Annotated in this window: 12 protein-coding genes; 7 read left to right on the forward strand and 5 right to left on the reverse strand. The window is 71.0% G+C overall.

Features of this window, described 5'->3' with window-relative positions:
• Nucleotides 1–41: 41 nt before the first annotated feature.
• A complete protein-coding gene (locus PKF00_RS28040; RefSeq protein ID WP_271220647.1) occupies nucleotides 42–1130 on the forward strand; it encodes a retropepsin-like aspartic protease in 1089 nt (362 codons plus the stop codon).
• Nucleotides 1131–1288: 158 nt separating this feature from the next.
• Here PKF00_RS28040 and PKF00_RS28045 read toward each other — a convergent pair whose 3' ends face one another.
• Both PKF00_RS28045 and PKF00_RS28050 read right to left on the reverse strand, forming a co-directional pair.
• Nucleotides 1289–2674, reverse strand: coding sequence for an FAD-binding oxidoreductase (locus PKF00_RS28045; protein WP_271220648.1), 1386 nt, complete (start codon nucleotides 2672–2674; stop codon nucleotides 1289–1291).
• Nucleotides 2675–2943: 269 nt separating this feature from the next.
• Nucleotides 2944–4446 carry a multicopper oxidase family protein gene (locus PKF00_RS28050; RefSeq protein WP_271220649.1) on the reverse strand — a complete coding sequence of 501 codons (1503 nt, stop codon included), beginning with the start codon at nucleotides 4444–4446 and terminating at the stop codon, nucleotides 2944–2946.
• A 797-nt stretch (nucleotides 4447–5243) separates the two neighbouring features.
• On the opposite strand from PKF00_RS28050, the gene PKF00_RS28055 reads away from it, so the two are divergent.
• From PKF00_RS28055 to PKF00_RS28065, 3 genes are all read left to right on the forward strand, one after another.
• Nucleotides 5244–6827 (forward strand): MFS transporter, encoded by a 1584-nt coding sequence (locus tag PKF00_RS28055; RefSeq protein ID WP_425582156.1) that lies wholly within the window; start codon nucleotides 5244–5246, stop codon nucleotides 6825–6827.
• Between the two features lie 190 nt (nucleotides 6828–7017).
• Nucleotides 7018–7350 (forward strand): YciI family protein, encoded by a 333-nt coding sequence (locus tag PKF00_RS28060; protein WP_271220651.1) that lies wholly within the window; start codon nucleotides 7018–7020, stop codon nucleotides 7348–7350.
• Nucleotides 7347–8597: an RNA polymerase sigma factor gene (locus PKF00_RS28065; protein ID WP_271220652.1), complete on the forward strand. Its 1251-nt coding sequence runs from the start codon at nucleotides 7347–7349 to the stop codon at nucleotides 8595–8597. Before PKF00_RS28060 ends, PKF00_RS28065 begins: the two co-directional genes overlap by 4 nt.
• A 139-nt stretch (nucleotides 8598–8736) precedes the next feature.
• On the opposite strand, the gene PKF00_RS28070 is transcribed toward PKF00_RS28065, so the two are convergent.
• Nucleotides 8737–10428: an outer membrane protein assembly factor BamB family protein gene (locus PKF00_RS28070; RefSeq protein ID WP_271220653.1), complete on the reverse strand. Its 1692-nt coding sequence runs from the start codon at nucleotides 10426–10428 to the stop codon at nucleotides 8737–8739.
• Between the two features lie 486 nt (nucleotides 10429–10914).
• Between PKF00_RS28070 and PKF00_RS28075 the strand changes: the two genes are divergently transcribed.
• Nucleotides 10915–12219: a PQQ-dependent sugar dehydrogenase gene (locus PKF00_RS28075; RefSeq protein ID WP_271220654.1), complete on the forward strand. Its 1305-nt coding sequence runs from the start codon at nucleotides 10915–10917 to the stop codon at nucleotides 12217–12219.
• 10 nt (nucleotides 12220–12229) lie between these two features.
• Here PKF00_RS28075 and add read toward each other — a convergent pair whose 3' ends face one another.
• Both add and PKF00_RS28085 read right to left on the reverse strand, forming a co-directional pair.
• Nucleotides 12230–13252 (reverse strand): adenosine deaminase, encoded by a 1023-nt coding sequence (add, locus tag PKF00_RS28080; protein ID WP_271220655.1) that lies wholly within the window; start codon nucleotides 13250–13252, stop codon nucleotides 12230–12232.
• A 269-nt stretch (nucleotides 13253–13521) separates the two neighbouring features.
• Nucleotides 13522–14184: a restriction endonuclease gene (locus tag PKF00_RS28085; RefSeq protein ID WP_271220656.1), complete on the reverse strand. Its 663-nt coding sequence runs from the start codon at nucleotides 14182–14184 to the stop codon at nucleotides 13522–13524.
• 1390 nt (nucleotides 14185–15574) lie between these two features.
• Here PKF00_RS28085 and PKF00_RS28090 point away from each other — a divergent pair.
• Together PKF00_RS28090 and PKF00_RS28095 are read left to right on the forward strand one after the other, a co-directional pair.
• Nucleotides 15575–16540, forward strand: coding sequence for a LysR family transcriptional regulator (locus tag PKF00_RS28090; RefSeq protein ID WP_271220657.1), 966 nt, complete (start codon nucleotides 15575–15577; stop codon nucleotides 16538–16540).
• Between the two features lie 485 nt (nucleotides 16541–17025).
• Nucleotides 17026–18070: M4 family metallopeptidase (locus PKF00_RS28095; protein WP_369011189.1), on the forward strand; the 1045-nt coding region annotated here is incomplete at its 3' end.

Below are 18070 nucleotides of genomic sequence, written 5' to 3' on the forward strand. Positions count from 1 at the left end.
CCGGCTCTTCCCGAGATCACCTGCTCTTCCTGTGCCATGCCGTGAAACAGTCCTACGAGAAGGCGTTGTCCCACTACGACGCCCTCGCCGCGGCGGGCCGCGCGCCGAGGGCGCTGGACGAGCCGGTCGTCGAGGCCTGGCTGCATCTGGGCCGCCCCGATCGGGCCATCGAGCACGTACGGCGGCGCCATAACGCCCGGCCGCGGGCCGTCGAGCAGGCGCTGCGCGTGCTCGACCCCAGGCTGACCCGCCCGCTAGGGGTACGGCTGGACGGCACCACCGTCCTTCCGTTCGCCGACCACGAGCTCACGCCGTACCTTCCGGCCGTGGCGGCGACCGTCGACGGCGTCGACGTACTGGCGCATCTCGACACCGGCGGCACGTTCGTCGTCATGGGACCACGACGCGCCGCGGAGGCAGGTGTGGTGACCACCCCGGGCGGCACCAGCTCTCACGGGCTGCAGCGCGCCGAGCTACGTCACGGCATCATCGCCGAGCTGCGCTTGGGCGCCGCATCGCTGACCAACGTGCCGGTCGCGGTGCTTTCCACCCTCGTCGGCCCCCAGGACCTGGTGATCATCGGTACCAACGTCCTGGAACAGTTCCTGTCCACCGTCGACCACCCCCGCAACCGCCTCATCCTCTCCCCGAGAGGCCGCCCCGACGCCGCCATCGAGCATTCCCACCTCCTCGCGGACAGTCCTGTGGCGGCGGAGTTCGGCTTCTACCTCTGGGCGGATCACTTCATGTTCGCGCGCGGCGGCTTCGGCCCACGCGACGACCTCACCTTCTTCATCGACTCGGGCCTGGTCTACCTGGACGACGCCGTGGAGCCGCCGCGTCAGGCCTGCCTGCTGACCACGCCCCGCCACTACCGCGCCTGGGGTGTCCCGCGTCACCTGACCGGCCGCCCGCACTTCGACAGCCCCGAGCCGGTGTCTCTCGGCCCGCTCACCCGGCGGGACCCGCTCGTGGCCGTCGCGAGGTCGCGGACGACGCCGTGGCAGTCCTTCGGCGGCATACGCGTCGACGGCCTACTGACGTACGGCTTCCTCAAGGCGTACGCATGGACGCTGGACTTCGACAGGGGACGGTACGTGTTCCGATCGGCACCTGGCGCGGGCGAATAGGCAGTGCCCCCGGCGTCACGCTGGCCACCTCCTACTACAGCGACGACCCCGCCCAGCATGACCGCTAGGCGCTGTGGGGGCTGCCATACAGCAGCTTGTGTCCTCATCGCCCCTGCGAGGGGTACTCTCTCCGGGCCGGACGAGCCGGGCGTCGGCGTTCAGTACGCCGCGGACGTGTTGGGGGCGATGTCGCCCCTGAACAGTCCTGACGGATCGACGCGCGCGCGGACCCGGTCCACCGCCTCCACCTGCTCCGGGTCGAGGTGACGCTGCGGCTGTTCGAAGTGCTCCACGAAGGTGGGCGCGGTCCTGCCCGTGTCCCAGGGGGCGAGCGCGGCGCGCACCCTGGCGCAGTGGTCCAGGATCGACCGCGCGACGTCCGGGTCGACCGGCACCCCCGATCCCGAGTAGGAGTACCGGGCGTCAAGACGCCCGAGCGCGCCTCCCGCCGGGTCCGGCGCCGAGTAGGCGCCGCCGAGCTGCCGCAGCCCGGCGATGACCAGCGGCGATCCCGACCCCTGACCGACCGCTCGCAGGAACTCCGCCGCGCCCTCCTCCCCGATCTCGGACAGCAGCATGTGGTCGCCGAGGAAGGCGACCGGCTCCGGCGGGTCCATGTGCGCCCGCAGCACGGCCGAGGGCGTGGTCAGCTCCCAGGTGTCGAGCAGCGGCTCGGCCACGGAGCGCAGCGGCCCGAGCAGGCTGTCGGCGTGCCGTCGCGCGGTGGGCACGTCCTCCTCGGTCGCGCCGAGCACCGCGCCGTCGACGCACAGGACGGTCCCGGAGGCCAGCACGGGGGGCACTCCCGGCACCGGAGGCAGGTTCATCACCCGCAGGGACGTCGTCACCTCCCAGGGGGCGTCCAGGGTCCACTCCCGCCAGACGCGCATCAGTCTGCCGGCGTGGGCGACAGGCCAGAACGCCGCCCCGGTGACGACCCTGAAGGCGGGGAACAGGTCGATCTCGACGGCGGTCACCACCCCGAGGCCCCCGCCGCCGCCGCGCAACGCCCAGAACAGCTCGGGGTCGCAGGAGGCGTCGACCCGCCGCAGTTCGCCGTCGGCGGTGACCAGCTCGATCGCCCTGACGCCGTTGGAGGCGAGCCCGAACCTGCGGCCGTAGAAGCTCAGGCCGCCGCGCAGCAGGTAGCCGACGACGCCGACGGTCGCGGCTGAGCCGTGCCGCGCGGCCAGCCCGTGAGCCGCCGCGGCCTCGACCACCGCGCCCCAGAGCGTCCCCGCAGGGACGCGCGCGACGCGACGCCGCGCGTCGATGTCGACACCGCCCTCGAGCTCCGTCCGGATCAGCACGGCGTCGCCCATGGGGCGTCCGGCGACGGAGCCGTGTCCGGTCGTGTGCACGCGCACCGTCAGCCCCTCCGAGGCCGCGTGGCGGATCGCCGCCCTGATCTGGTCGACGCCGCGGGCCGTCACCGCCGCCGCGGGGCGCGCGGGCCCGGCGAGGTTGAAGACCCGCGTCGCGGCGTCGAACGCCGCCTCCCCTGGAAGCGCGATGCCCGCGTCCCGCTCTTCGACCGTCGTCATGGGGATCCGCCTCCGGTTCGGTGATCGACACGGCAGCGCCCCGTGCCGCCGCCCGTCCGGGCGGCGGCACGCGGGCCGCGCGGACCGGACGCTCCCGGGACAGCCGGGCGGTCGCCGTCCGCCGCTCCGTCGTCGAGCCTGGCAGCGCGGCGGCTCGTGGCGCATCTCCCCCGTTGCGATCCCGTCGCCTCCCCGGAACGCGCGAAGGCCGGGACGGCGCGGTGAACCGCGCCGTCCCGGCCCGTCGTCTCAGGGCGTTCGCGTCCCGGCTAAGGGACGATCTCCATCTGGGCCATCATCCCGATCGCGGAGTGCTCCAGGAAGTGGCAGTGGTACACGTAGCGGCCGACGTAGTCGGAGAAGGTCGCCTGCACGCGCACGGACTCGCCGGGCGGGATGATCAGCGTGTCCTTGCGCCCCGCGTCGTCCGCCGTCGGTGGCCCGCCGTTGCGGCCCAGCACCCGGAACTGCACCAGGTGCATGTGGAAGTTGTGCGTGAAGTTGTACTCGCCGTCCGCGTTGGTGACGTTCCAGATCTCCGTGGTGCCCCGTTTGATCTGGATGTCGACCCGCTCGGGGTCGAAGGGCTTGCCGCTGACCACGCCGACCGGGATGGGGCCGCCCCCGGAGAAGTCGGTGCCGAGCGACACCTCGCGGACGACCGTCGCGGCGGGCAGCGCGGGCAGCGCGCGCAGCTGGGCGGGGACGCGGCTGTTGTCCGGCGCCTGCCGTACGACGTCGAACCTCAGCACCGGGCCTGTCGTGTGGTTGAGGAACACCTGGGTGCCGACGGGGTAGCGCGAGAAGTCCACCACCACGTCGACGCGTTCGCCCGAGGTGATCCGCAGGTCGTTCCTGGACACGGGGGCGGGCAGCAGGCCTCCGTCGGAGGCGATCTGCGTCAACGGCGTGCCGTCGCCGAGGCTCAGGCGGAAGATCCCCTCGGTGGCGCTGTTGAGCAGCCTGAAGCGGTACTTGCGGGCGGCGACCTGGAAGTACGGCTGGACCTTCCCGTTGGCGATGATCGTGGTGCGTTCCGCCGGGTCGGTGTCGGAGACCAGGTTGCCGTTCGCGTCGAACAGGGCGTTGCGCAGCATGATCGGCACATCGTACTGGCCGCTCGGCAGGCAGAGGCTCTTCTCGGCGTCGTCGTCGATCAGGTAGAAGCCGTGCAGGCCGCGGTAGACGTGTTCGGCCTCCAGGTGGTGCGCGTGGTCGTGGTACCACAGCGTCGCGCCTTGCTGACGGTTCGGGTACTCGTACAGCTGCGACTGGCCCGGCTGGATGAGGTCCATCGGGTGGCCGTCGCTGCTCGCGGGCACGTGACCGCCGTGCAGGTGCACGTTCGTCGGCCTGTCGAGCTGGTTGGCGTACGTTATCTTCACCCGGCGTCCGGTCCTGGCCCTGATGGTCGGGCCGACGAACTGGCCGCCGTAGGTGAGCACCGGGGTGTTGACGCCGGGGAGGATCTCGGCGTTGGCCGGCCGCAGGGCGAGCTGGTAGACGTCCACGCCGGGAAACGACCGCGTCGGCCTCAGCACCGGCGGCACGGGCATCTGCACGGAGAACGGCGCGGCCGCGCGCGCGGCGGCGGGCGCCGCCTTCACACCGGTGCCTGCGGCGCCCGCCCCGTGGTGGGCGCCGTGCCCCGGGAGCCCGCTCTGGTTGGCGATCGCCGGGGTGTCCCTGCCCGTCTGCAGAAGCACGGCGCCGCCCAACGCGCCGCCGAGCGTGAGGCCGCCGAGTGTCAGTAATCGTCGTCTGTTCAGCATCTGTTCCCCAATCGGTGCGCCAGCAGGGGGGTGCGGACGGCCTGCGACCCCGCCGCACCACATGGATCAAGACTCAGCGACGTCCGGAGCACCCCGAAGCACCCCGTCGCGCGGCCGGACGGCCGCTTGCGCGACCTGACTCACCCTTGTCCAGCCGGATGTTCAGTGATAAAGCGAGACATGCGCCGATAAATATTCATATCGGCATTCGTCTCGGCTTCCCGATGCGTTGCTCGCCGACTCGTGCTCACTGGGCCGTGCGGTCGCGGTGGCCCGCCGCTCCCGCCGAAACCGCTCACACGGAACCGGCCAGCCGAAGAAATCACGCGACGCCGCGCGCCCCTGTGCCCCTCACAGTCTTCGGCCCGTGCGACGTCCCGTGCTTTGACACGGCAGGCGCGAAAAGAGATCCGCCGTCCGCGTCCGTGCGTCGCAATGATAAATAGGCGAGCCCATACTCGCTAGAGGGCTGACGACGCGAACAGAAAATACGGGTTTCGTCTCGTCCGCATGGTTTCGCTGATTCCGAGGACGGGCCACGTCACGGCCTGCGGATTCCGGGCGGCGAGCCGGAGAATGCGGCGCCGTGTTCGTGCCGCCCCCGGTTCGCCGTCCGGATCCCGTGCGTGCGCGCCGGAGAAAACCTTCGAAAGGCTGTCGATTCCCGTCGGCCCCGTTCGTCGTATGAGCGGCAGGTCCCGGCGGCCACCACGGAGACACATGGAGACACACGGCGGCGCGCGGCGGCATGTGGAGACGCGCGAAGGCACGGGGTTTCGGCGGTGAGAGCGAAGAGGATGAGGACCGTGAGCGTTAACGGCGTGGCACCCGGTGCGGGGAGACGGGAGTGGATCGGGCTGGCGGTGCTGGCCCTGGGCACCCTGCTCGTCTCCTTCGACGTCTTCGTGCTGCTGCTGGCGCTGCCGCACCTGAGCGCCGACCTCGGGGCGGACGGCGTCCAACAGCTGTGGATCATGGACATCTACGGGTTCATGGTCGGCGGATTCCTGATCACGATGGGTTCCCTGGGGGACCGGATCGGCCGCAGGAGGCTGCTGCTGATCGGCGCCGCCGCGTTCGGCGTCGCCTCGGTCCTGTCCGCGTACTCGACAAGTCCCGGGATGCTGATCGCCGCCAGGGCACTGCTCGGGGTCGCGGGCGCGACGCTGGCGCCGTCGACCCTCGCCCTGATCAGCAACATGTTCCGCAACCCCAGGCAGATGGGGGTGGCCATCGGCGTGTGGGCCGGGTCCTTCACGGTCGGCGCGATCATCGGCCCGATCGTCGGCGGAGTGATGCTCGAGCACTTCTGGTGGGGGTCGGTGTTCCTGCTGGGCGTGCCGGTGATGGCGCTCCTGCTCGTGCTGGGGCCGATGCTGCTGCCCGAGTATCGCGCCCCCGGTTCGGGCCGCATCGACCCGCTCAGCGTCGGGCTGTCGCTGGCCGCGATCCTGCCGTTCATCTACGGCGTCAAGGAGCTCGCCAGAAGCGGCTGGGAGCCGCTGCCCGTCGTGGCCGTCGCGGCGGGCCTGCTGTTCGCCGTGGCGTTCGTGCGACGGCAGCGTGTGCTGGCCGACCCGCTGCTCGACCTGAGCCTGTTCGGCGACCGCGCCTTCGGCACCACGCTGGTGAGCCTGCTGGCCTATAGCCTGCTGACGGGCGGGACCATGCTGTTCGTCGCGCAGTACTTCCAGTCGGTCGGGGGGCTGTCGCCGCTGCAGGCGGGGCTGGGGCTGCTGCCCGGCATGGCCGCGAGCACCGTGAGCGTCATGGTCTCCCCGATCCTCGCCCGCCGGATCCGTCCCGCCTACCTCATCGCGGCAGGCCTGGTCGTCGTGGTCGCGGGGTTGCTGCTGGTCACCCTGGCGGACGCCGACTCGGGGCCCGCGATCCTGATCGTGGCCTTCGCCGTCTGGGCTCTCGGCGGCGGCCCGCTGCTGTCACTGGGCATCAACCTCGTCGTCGCCTCCGCCCCGCCGGAGAAGGCGGGGGCGGCCTCGGCGATGCCGCAGATCAGCAACGAGCTCGGCGCCGCACTGGGTTTCGCCGTCCTCGGCAGCGTCGGCATCGCCGTGTACCGCGCGCAGGTCGCCGACGCCGTCCCTCCCGGCCTCTCCGCCGAGGCGGCGGGCAGAGCCCACGAGAGCATCGCGGGAGCCACGGCCGTGGCCGCCGACCTTCCCGGGGAACTCGCCACGGCACTGCTCGCCCCGGCCCGCGAGGCCTTCACCTCCGGGGTGCACATCGTGGCCGCCGTCAGCGCGGCCCTCCTGGCGTGCACCGCCCTTCTCGTGGCCGTACGGCTCAGGCACATCCGTCCCGTCGGCGAGGTCGAAAGCCAGGTCACCGGTGACAGGGGAGCGGCCTCGGAGGCCGTCTGAGGACACGCCCCCGGCGTACCCGTGGAGGCTTTCGTCCAGCGGTCGGTCATCCGTCCGTCTTTTCCCGGGAAAACCCGACGCCCGCCCCCGTCCGGCCACGAGAATCTTCGATGGCGTTGTCGATTCCGCGGCGCCCCGTCCGTCGTCGATGTAGGGGACGGCGGCAATGAGAAGTGGGAAGGAGAGTCCGATGCCTCAGTACGCGATCCTGATCTACGAGCGAGAGACCCCCAACGGTGTGGCGGACCTTCCGCCCGAGGTCCTCGAGGCGCACATGCGCGTGCCCGAGAGGGTCGAGGAACTGGGCGGGAAGATCCTCAACGCGCACGCGACGCAGCCCACCTCGACCGCGACGACGATCAGGGGCGACGTCATCACCGATGGGCCGTTCATCGAGAGCAAGGAGGCCATGGCGGGCTTCTTCGTCGTCGAGGCCCGCGATCTCGACCACGCGGTGGCCATCGGCAGGCTGGTCCCGATCGTGAGCGGCGGCGTCGAGGTCCGGCCGCTTCTCGCCGGGTGACCCAGGCGCACACGACCGCGGTTCAGCGGGTCGTCGCGGACGCGCACCGTCGCGAGTGGGCTTTCGTGCTCGCCGCGACGGTGCGCGTCGCGCGCGACCTCGATCTCGCCGAGGAGTGTGTGCAGGACGCGTACCTGGTGGCGTTGGACGCCTGGGCGCGTGAGGGGGTGCCCCGCAATCCCGGCGCGTGGCTCACAACCGCCGCCAAGCGGAAGGCGTTGGACGCGCTCCGGCGCGAGCAACTGTTCCGGTCGAAGCTGCCCCTTCTCGTGGAACCGGACGTGACCGAAGTGGATGATCTCTCCGATGACGCGGTCCAGGACGACCGGCTGCGCCTGATCTTCACGTGCTGTCATCCAGCGCTCGCCAGGGAGGCGCAGATCGCCCTCACCCTGCGCCTGGTCTGCGGCGTCAGCACCGGTGACATCGCACGGGCGTTCCTCGTGTCCGAGGCGACGATGGCGGCGCGGATGACGCGGGCGAAGAAGAAGATCTCGGCGGCGCGCATCGCCTATCGCGTGCCCACGGCCAGCGAGCTGCCCGACCGGCTCGAGGCGGTGCTCAACGTCATCCACCTGCTCTACACCACCGGGCACACGGCGCCGTCCGGGGACCGGCTGGTCCGCGTCGACCTGGTCGAACGCGCGCTGGACCTGACGCGGATGCTGCGGGCGCTGATGCCGGACGAGCCGGAGGTGCGCGGGCTGCTCGCGCTGCTGCTGGTGACCGACGCCAGACGCTCGACCCGTACCGACGCCGACGGCCGGCTGGTCCTCCTCGAGGAACAGAACCGCTCGGCCTGGGACAGGGCCGCCATCGAGGAGGGGCACCTCCTGGTCGTCGAGGCGCTCAGGAGCGGACGTCCCGGCCGCTTCACCCTGCAGGCCGCCATCGCGGCGCTGCACGCCACCGCGCCGAGTTACGCCGAGACCGACTGGCCCCAGGTGCTGACGCTCTACGATGAGTTGCTGAGAGTGTGGCCCTCACCCGTCGTGGCGCTCAACCGCGCCGTCGCCCTGGCGATGGTCAGGGGACCCGCCGTCGCGCTCGGTGAGATCGAGGAGCTGGAACGCGACGGCCGTCTGGCGGGCTATCGTTACCTGCCGGCGACCAAGGCCGACCTGCTGCGGCGGCTCGGCCGTCACCACGAGGCCGCCCGCGCCTACCGGGCCGCGCTCGACCTCACCGACAACGGGGCGGAGCGGACGTTCCTGGAGGACCGCCTGGCCGAGGCCGACGCCGGGTGAGCGAGACGGCCCCGGGCCGCCACGGGGCGTCATGCCCCGTGACGGCCTGTCGCGAGCAGGGCCGAGGGAGGGCGGCAGGACGTCCTTCCTCGGCCCCGCGTGCTTCTCCGGTCCCGAAGGGTTCCTTCGGTCCGGACACTCAGCGGGGCGAGGGCGCGCCCGGAGCGGGCGGCGCGGCCGGGGTGACGGTCGGCGCGGGGGTCGGGGCGCCCCTGCCGAGCCGGTAGGCCACGATCTCGGCCTTCTCCCCGGCCTTCTGCGGCCATCCTCCCGCGGCCAGCAGGGTGTCGCCGCTGACGGCCACCGGGGAGTTCGAGCCCGCGGGCAGCTTCGCCTGCCAGGCCACCTGGCCCGTCCCGGTGTCGAGCGCGTGGACGGTGCCGTCCAGCGTCGTGGTGAAGACGAGGTCGTTGGTCACCGTGGTCCCGCCGTACGGCGACTGGTCGAAGTCGTGCTTCCACTTGATCGCGCCCGTCACCAGGTCGATCGCGACCAGTTCGCCCTTGCCCTCGTTGAAGGGCGGGAACTGCGGCGGCGGCGTCTGACTCGTCCACGTCACGCTGAAGTTGTTGACCGCGGCGTACACCGTCGTGTCGTCGACGGCCATCGGCGCGGGGATCCCGCCGAGCGCGCCCGGGTAGAGCGTGAACGGCGCCTTCGGCAGCTTGGAGTACTCTCCCCTGAGCGCGAGCAGGTTGTCGTCGTCGTGCCCGTTGTGCCGGCCGACCGGAGTCTTCCACAGCAGCTTGCCGGTGGCCTGGTCGTACTCGTAGACGTAGCCCATCTTGCCCGAGCCGAGCACGACCGGCCTGCGGCCCGCCCTGGTCACGATCGGGGAGTTCTGCAGGTCCCAGTCGTAGATGTCGTGCGGGAGCGCCTGGTTGTACCAGATCACCCTGCCGTTCTTCGCGTTGAGCTTGACGATCGAGTTCGTGTAGAGGTTCGGGCCCGGGCGGCTCGACCCCCACGGGTACTCCGGCGTGCCGACGAAGGGACCCGGGTTGGAGACGGCGAGGTAGAGGTCGCCCGCGCTGTCGAAGCTCGGGGGGTACCACAGGCCGCCGCCCGAGTTGACGGCCGGGTTGCCCCAGAGGTCGGTGGGGACCGTGTCGAACTTCCACTTCGTCCGGCCGGTGGCGGCGTCGAGCGCCCACAGGACGCCGACCCCGTCGCCGGCGTAGAAGCGGTTGAGGTTGCCGGGCACGGTGGAGATGTAGACGGTGCCGTTGTTGATGCCGGGGGCCATGTCGATGCCCTCTTTGTCATTGCGGATGAGCTTCTTGCTCCACACCTCCGCACCCGTGCGCGCGTCGAGCGCGAACACGGTCGACGCGGTCGCGCCGTAGACCTTGCCCTCGGTGACGTTGACCCCGTTGGGGCCGGCGCTGGGGGAGTCGTAGACCTTCGTCCACAGCAGCCGCCCCGTGCGCAGGTCGATCGCGTAGACGTTGGAGCCGAGGTCCTGGGTGTAGACGACGCCTCCGGCCACGACGGGCGTCGCCGCGTACGAGCCCGCCCAGCGGTCGGCGGGCCCCCTGAGCGGCACAGACCAGACCTGGCGGAGTTTCGTCACCGACGCCGAGTCGATCGGGCTCCTGACGCGGCGGGTGCTGGCCTTGTCCCCGTTCGGGGCCGACCACGTCCGGGCGCCGCCGTGTCCGGTCGTCTGGACCGCCGCCGTGTTCCCGGAGGTACGGGCGGTCGACGTGCTCGCGGCCGGCTGCGTCCTCTCGCCGCCGCTGTACAGGGCGACGACGAGGGTCGCGCCCACCGCGACGGCGAGGAGGGATCGACCCGTGAAGTGACCGCTGCGGATCTGGTTCAGGCGCACCAAAGACACCCTTCTGTTGGCCACACGAATGAGCGGGGAGGTTGGCTCGGCTCTTTCAAGCGGCGACCTTACCGATGCGGAGGCGCTCGCTCTTCTTCTCGCGTGCGATACCGGTGGAGTGAGGTGTGGAACAGGGCGGGAGGATGGGCGCGGACTGCGACGCACGGAGGTCGGGGTCGGCGTTCCCAGGACGTTTTCCGGTCGGCGGGCCGAGCAAGTCGATCTTCGTTATCGGGAGCATACACCGGCTTGAAAGTGGGCGACAACAGTTGTTTACTTACCAGGTGGCGTGAAAAATGGAAATATCACCTGAGTTGATGGTCCGCCGCGAGTGTTGAGTTTACTGAGAATTGTCGGCCTGGATCGCCCAGGGAAACCGGACTCCCGTTGACCGCTTTCGTCAAATACTGATAAACATCGACATCGCCGATCCGAGTTCTGAGACCGGTTTGACAACCCCCTGGGCGTTTGTGATGGAGGACCGTGGTGTCTGCGCCGACCGTCGTGGCGAATGGGCTGAACTTCCCGACGAGCCTTGCCTTCGATGCCGACGGCCGGATCTACGTGGCGGAGTCGGGCCTTCCCTTCGGAGGAGCGGCGCCCGGCGGCCGGATCTGGCGACTGGAGAACGTGACGGACGACCCGAAGCGAACGCTGGTCGCCGACGACCTGGCGGCGCCCGTCACCGGACTGTGCTGGCACGACGACTGGCTCTACGTCTCCGAGGGGGGCGCGGGCCGCATCATCCGGATCGCGGAGGACGGCCGCCGGACGGTCGTCGTCGAAGGGATGCCCGGGCCGGGCAACTACCACACGAACATGGCGGTCGTCGGCGCCGACGGGAAGCTCTACTTCAGCCAGGGAGCGATGACCAACCTCGGTGTCATCGGGCTGGACGCCTACGAGCTGGGCTGGCTGCGGAGGCTTCCGCACGCGCACGACCTGCCCGGTCTGGACGTGGTCCTCGCCGGTGTCAACGCCGCCACCCCCGATCCACGCCCTGACGGGTCCGGCGCCGACGTCCGGACAGGAGCGTTCGCCCCGTTCGGCACGCCGACCTCACCGGGGCAGAGGGTCGGCGCGTCGCTGCCCTGCACCGCCGCGGTCATGCGCTGCGACCTCGACGGCGCCGGACTGGAACTGGTGGCCTGGGGGCTGCGCAACGCGTTCGGCCTCGGATTCCTTCCCGACGGGCGGCTGCTGGCGGTCGACCAGGGCGCGGACGACCGAGGCAGTCGTCCCATCGGCGAAGCGCCGGACCTGCTGTTCGAGGTGCGTCATGGCGCCTGGTACGGCTGGCCCGACTTCGTGGGGGGCGAGCCGGTGACCGCGCCCGCCTTCGCGCCGGAACGCGGGCCCCAGCCGACCTTCCTGCTCACCAACCACGACGAGCTGCCGCCGCCGCAGCGCCCCCTGCTGGCTTTCACACCGCACGCGGCGGCGACCAAGTTCGCCGTGGTGCCGCCGCACGCGTCCCGGTTCGCCGGGCAGCTGGTGGTCACGCTGTTCGGCGACGAGGCGCCCATGACCCTGCCCGCGGGCGGGCCGCCGATCGGGCGCGACCTGGTCCGTGTCGATCCGCTCGACTGGTCCGCACACCGGCTGCCCACCGGAGCGCCGCTGCACCGCCCGATCGACGCCGGATTCGTCCCCGGTGGCGACGCCCTGTACGTGCTGGACTTCGGGCGGTTCGAGATGTCCGACCAGGGCGTGCGCGCGGAGTCCGGCACCGGCTGCCTGTGGCGCTGGGAGGCGTGGGCCGACGTCGACGGTTCGACCCCCGCGACATGACATCCGGTGATCAGAGAAGGAGCCAGTCGTCGATCCCCGCGACGGCCGCCGCGATCACGTCGGCGGGCGCGTCACTCGTCTCGACGGAGGCACGCGCGATCTCGGCGAGCTGACGGTCGGTGAGTCCCAGGGTGTCACGGGCGATCAGGTACTCGTCGGTGAGCGAGGAGCCGAACATCAACGGGTCGTCCGTGCCGAGGGAGCACCGCACTCCCGCCGCGAGCAACTGCGGCAGCGGGTGCCGGGCCAGATCGGGGACCACGCCCAGGACGCGGTTGGACGTCAGGCAGACGTCCATCGAGACGCCCCGCTCGGCCAGCAGCTCCAGGAGGGCGGGATCCTCCGCGGCGCGGACGCCGTGCGCGATCCGGGTCGCGCCGAGGTGCTCGACCACGGCGCGGACGCTTTCCGGGCCGCAGAGCTCACCGGCGTGCGGGGCCGAGGTCAGGCCCGCCTCCCTGGCGACGGCGAACGCCTCGGCGAAGGACTCGGCGGCGCACGCCTTCTCGTCGCCGGTCAGGCCCAGGGCGTGGATTCCGCGCCCGGCGTGGCGGACGGCGAAGCGTGCGAGACGGACGGCGTCCTCGGGGCTTCCGTGACGCGAGACCGCGAGCGTCAGGCCGAACCCGACGCCGCAACGGGCTCCGGCCTGCCGGCCGGCGTCGAGAACCAGGTCCAGGACGTGCTCCACCGGCCCGAAGTGTTCGTAGCTGTGCGGGTCGAAGTGCGGCTGGACCCAGACGCCACCGTCGGCGGCGGTGTCCTCGACCAGTTCGGTCACCACCCGCCGGAGATCGTCGGGCCGGGCCGACGTGGCCTCGTAGGCCGCGTGGAAGACCTGCTGGAACTCGGTGAAGGTGGTGAACCCACGCGGATCCGGCGCTGTGCGTCCGGCCTCGGCCGCGAGTTCGGCCAGCGTGGCCGGACGCATGGCCGCCAGCAGGTGCAGGTGCAACTCGGCCTTGGGCAGGGTCCTCGGGTCACGGCCCGACGCGGCAGCGCCCGCGGTGGTGCTGTGTTCCTGTGTCGTCATGCCCATCCTCAGGTGAACCGGCGATCAGAGGCGTTCGGTGCGGGCGGTCGTGACGTCCCGGCCCTCGCGCGGATGTCCGGAGCGCGCGGGCCGACGACCAAGATCCACCTTATGGTCGACGCCGGCCCCTGTCACCAGTCGCCTCGAAGCGGCGGCGCGGAGTCGTCGCGCTCACCCTCCCGAGACCGCCCGGCGACCGCGGGAACGGCTCGAGCCGCGTGGGACCGGTCCGCCGGGACCGGATCAGAGGGGCCCGGCACGTCGACGGATCAGCCTCCTCGGGTCATCCGGCGGGGAAAAGGAGTGCCGCCGCCGAGCCAGGCGGCCAGTTGCTCGCGTTCGACGAGGATCAGCCCGGCCTGACCGGCCTCGGCGAGGGCGTGGCGGGTCAGGTGGCCGGAGGTGACCAGGACGCCGGTGTGCCCGGCGTAGGCGTAGGCCAGCGCGCCCAGGAAGTTGCGGACCTCGGGGGAGCCGACACGACCGGTGTAGCGCTTGCACTGGAAGGCGAACGAGCGGCCGTCGGGGGCGAGGGCGGTGAGGTCGACACCGCGGTCGCCCGTCCCGCCGAGTTCCCTGACGTGGCGGAAGCCGTCGCGACGCAGCAGCCAGGCGGTGAGCCGCTCGAACTCGGGGCCGCTCAGCAGATCGACCTTCTCCAGCTCCGCGTTCTCCCTGAACCACCTGCGCTCCCGCTCGGCGTGCGCCCTGGCCCGCACGACGGCGACGGCCGCGCTCAGAACGAGGACGGCCACGGCGACGGCCGCGAACCACGGCCAGTTCCGCTGGAGGAAGGGCAGCGTCACCTTGAACGCCACGACCGCGAGCACCGCCCCGGCGAGCCACAGGACCACATTGACCTCGCGCCCCCCGCCCCGCCGCTTCCGCCTGCCCGTCGGTCGTCGCTTCCCGGTCGATCGCCGGCTCGCCATCGCGTCAGCTCCCGTCGCCAGAGGGTCGAAGTACGAGTGTGAACGACGCCTCCGACAGAACGACCGCCGGATCCTGCGGAGTTCCCTGTCCGGGGCAGGAGGAGAGCCGCCGTCGCACGTGATGATTTCCTGATTCCCCTTACGTCGTCCACGCATTTCAATTCAGATAATTCATGTTCATATTCCAGAAAGCGGCGGAAGCCGCCCGACGTCTCGGCGGCGGATCTGACGGGAGACGGCGCGGGGCCGGGGCGCCTGGCGCGAATTCGCCGGAGAGAGCGTTCACCGGAGCCGTTCCGCGGGCGGCGCTGAAACAGCGGATGAGGGGCGGGCTCGCCGGGTGGACGTTCCGGGTGCGCTCGTTGCCGGTGGCCTCTTCCCCGAGGTCGAGGCGTTTCGCGGGCGCGGGGCGACCGGTCTCCGGCAGGCACGACGCCGTCCGTGTGCCGCCGCAGTGGGCGGGCGGAGGCGGGTGTGAGGCGACGGTCCGCACACGCCGCTTCCAGATGTCCGGCGGCGTGTTCGGGAAGGAGGGCGACGAGAAAATCCACAGGCCGTGCTCTCGGCCGGGACCGCGGGCGTTCCTCTGCCCGGTTGAACGGTGACGCGGGCACACGAATTCAGGAAAGCGTCGCCGCGCCGGTCGGTTGTGACGAAATGTTTCACCGTAATGTGCGGCTTTCCGAAGTTGTTTCGCGGATCAGTGTGCCGCGGGCACGCGAGGGGGAACCGCCTCGGCACCTGGCCGGATCCGGTGCGACGAGCGGGACGTCCACCGGCCCGCCCGCCGCCCGCCGCCTGCCGGACGCTGGTCCGCCCGCCGTACCGGCGCCTGGCGGAGACGCGACTGGGGGGCGGAATCGTGGGACGGCGGGGGACGGGGGAGAGGACGGGGACCCGGGCGGCCGCGAGGGCCGGAAGCCACGGGGGAGCGTGATGCCGGGGGCGTGGGACGTGGGTGGTGTCAGGGAAGGCGTAGGGGCGGGGACCCGGGCGGTCGTGGGAGTCGGGTCATGGAGGGGGTGAAGGCCGTGGAGCCTTGGGGGCCGGGGAAGGAGCGGAGGCGATGAGGCGGTGCCGGAGAGGGCGAGGTTCGGGGGTGCGGGGACCGGGAGAACCATGGCGTCGCACGGACCCGGGACTGCGGGGGAGTCGCACGGGCCGGGACTGGGAGGGGAAGGGGCATGGACGGGGCGCGTAGGAGGAGGCGGTGCCGGGGACGAGAGGGGAAATGTCGCGAGGTCGCGGGGGCGGAGGGGCATGGGGAAACCCCGTCGTCGGTGAGCGCTCTCTCGTTTGGGTCAAAAAGGTTTGCGTGCGCTCTTGGAGCCCGATGAAATCTCTATTAGATTTTCATTAAAAAGATAGGGTTTCTTCCTATCATCTCCGCATGGACATGGAAATGCGCCATCTTCGGGTTATCCACGCGATCGCCCAGCACGGCAGTATCTCCAAGGCGGCATCCTCTCTCGGGCTGTCCCAGCCCGCGCTGGCTGGCCAGCTCCAGCGCATCGAACGCATGCTCGGCGGACGTCTGTTCGAGCGGGCCCACGAAGGCAGCCGCCCCACGCAGCTCGGCGGGTGGATCCTGGAGCGCTCAGGGTCGCTGCTCCACGCCTTCGGCACGCTGCAGCGGGACGCGCGCCACTACGTCGAGCGGGGGACGGGCAAGGCCCTCGTGCGGGTGGGATGCGCGCCCATGTCGCTGGCGGGATACGTCAGCAACTGCCTGTACGACCTGGTGCCCGACGTCGACTTCACCATCCGCACCGAGGACAGCATGGACACCCTGCACGCCTTCATGGCGGCGGGCAGGCTGGAGCTGGCCGTCCTGGGCGACTACCCGGGCTACGAGCTGGCGCCGCCCCCGGGCGTGGTGTACGAGGTCCCCGTGATAGAGCCGATCTTCGTGGGAGTGGCGGAGACCCATCCGCTGGCTGAATGTGAGGAGATCGACCTGGCGGACCTGGCCGACGAGGACTGGGCGATGCCCCCGCAGGTGGAGATGGGGCACAGGGAGCACTTCTGGGATGCGTGCAGGCGGCACGGTTTCGCGCCGAAGCTGTCCTTCTCCGTCAGCTCCAGCCTGGCCTGTGACCTGATCAAGGCGGGCAGGTGCGTGGGGATGTTCCAGGCGATCTACCAGGAGCACTCGGGAATCGCGGTGCGCCCGCTGGTGGGCACCCCCATGCTGTTCCGGTACATCATCGCCTGGACCCGGCACGGCCCGCTGGCGGAGAACGTGGTCTCTCTCATCAGCACCGCGATCCGCACGTACTGGAGCGAAGCGCTGAAGGTCCCCGTCTACGCCACCTGGCTCGAACGGCACGGGCAGCCTCTCCACTTCCCCTCGTGATCGCCCACAGCCCCCGGCCACCCGACAGGGGCGCGCCGTCGCGTCACGCGTTTCCCGGTGTCAGCCGCGTTCGATGAGCCTCACGAGGCCCCTGCGGAACGCCGAACCGTCGAGGCCGGGATGGCTCGTCCTCTTGTCGGCGATGATCTGCCGGGCGTGGTCAAGACAGAGCGCGGGTCGCCACGAGTCGATGAGGACGGGGAACGGGGCTCCAGCTGGGACGATCCGGCGGGGCGCCGTCCGCGGCGAGGCTTTTGCGGCCGCCTCTGAGAGAGGGGGCCGACCGGTGAGAACGCGCCTGATGATGCGCGAAGGCGGCTCCCCGATCACCCCATAGCAATGCGCTATGGAGAGCTGGAGGGTTTCGCGCGCGGTCCGGTGATGACAACTTTGGTCCAGCCCTGGCCGGCCACGGCTCCTTAGTCCCTTCCCCCCGGGGACTTAGTCCCTTCCCCCCAGGGGACTTGTGAGAGGAGTCATCCAGAGTGAGATCCAAGCTCAAATCCGGCGCTGTCGCCGTACTGGCGACAGCTGCCCTAGCGGCTTCCACGCTAGCGAACGCGCCCGGCGCGTACGCGGCGAAGGCCGCGGCGCCGACGAAGCCCACCCCCGTGGGAGCGGCGGCGAAGTTCGAGCGGGCCTTCACCCCGCCGAACGCCGAGGGCCGTAAGCGCGCGGTCGCCACCGCTGACAAGGCGCTGGCGGCGGACTCCAAGGCGCTGCGCAAGGCCTCGCAGGACGAGTTCAAGCTGGCGAGGACCATCGACGGCGCCCACGGCCTGCAGTACCTGACCTACGCCCGCACCTACCGCGGGCTGCCGGTCTACGGCGGCGACGTGGTCGTGTCCACCGACCGCGCGGGCGACCGGGTCGGCTCGGTCTTCTCGGGTCAGCGCGCGCAGATCAAGGTCGGCGTCACCGCCAAGGTGAAGGCCGCGACCGCGGTCTCGACCGCCCGCGCCAAGCTCGCCAAGGTGGAGAGCGTCGGCACGCCGACCCTGTTGGTGCACGCCGCAGGCACCCAGCCGAAGCTGGCGTGGGAGGTCGTCGTCACCGGCGCCACCGACAAGGCGCCCAGTGTGCTGCACGTCTTCGTCGACGCCCTCGACGGCTCGGTGCTGGACTCCTACGACGACGTCCGCGCCGGCACGGGCAACGGCCACCACAACGGCCAGGTGACCATCCAGACCTCGGGTTCGGGCAGCTCCTACACCATGCGGGACACCACCCGCAGCGGTCTGGCGTGTGGCGGCCAGAACGGCTCGCCGTACACCAAGACGACCGACTCCTGGGGCAACGGCTCCGGCACCAACCTTGAGACCGCCTGCGTCGACGCCCTGTACGCGGCGCAGACCGAGTGGAACATGCTCCGCGACTGGGTGGGCCGTAACGGCTTCAACGGCTCGGGCGGCGCCTTCCCCGCGCGCGTCGGTCTGAACGAGGTCAACGCCTACTGGAACGGCTCCTACACCAACTTCGGCCACAACCAGGCCAACACCAAGCAGGCCACCCCGATGGACGTCGTGGGCC

It is taken from the genome of Streptosporangium carneum, from assembly GCF_027922005.1.
GTDB lineage: Bacteria > Actinomycetota > Actinomycetes > Streptosporangiales > Streptosporangiaceae > Streptosporangium > Streptosporangium carneum.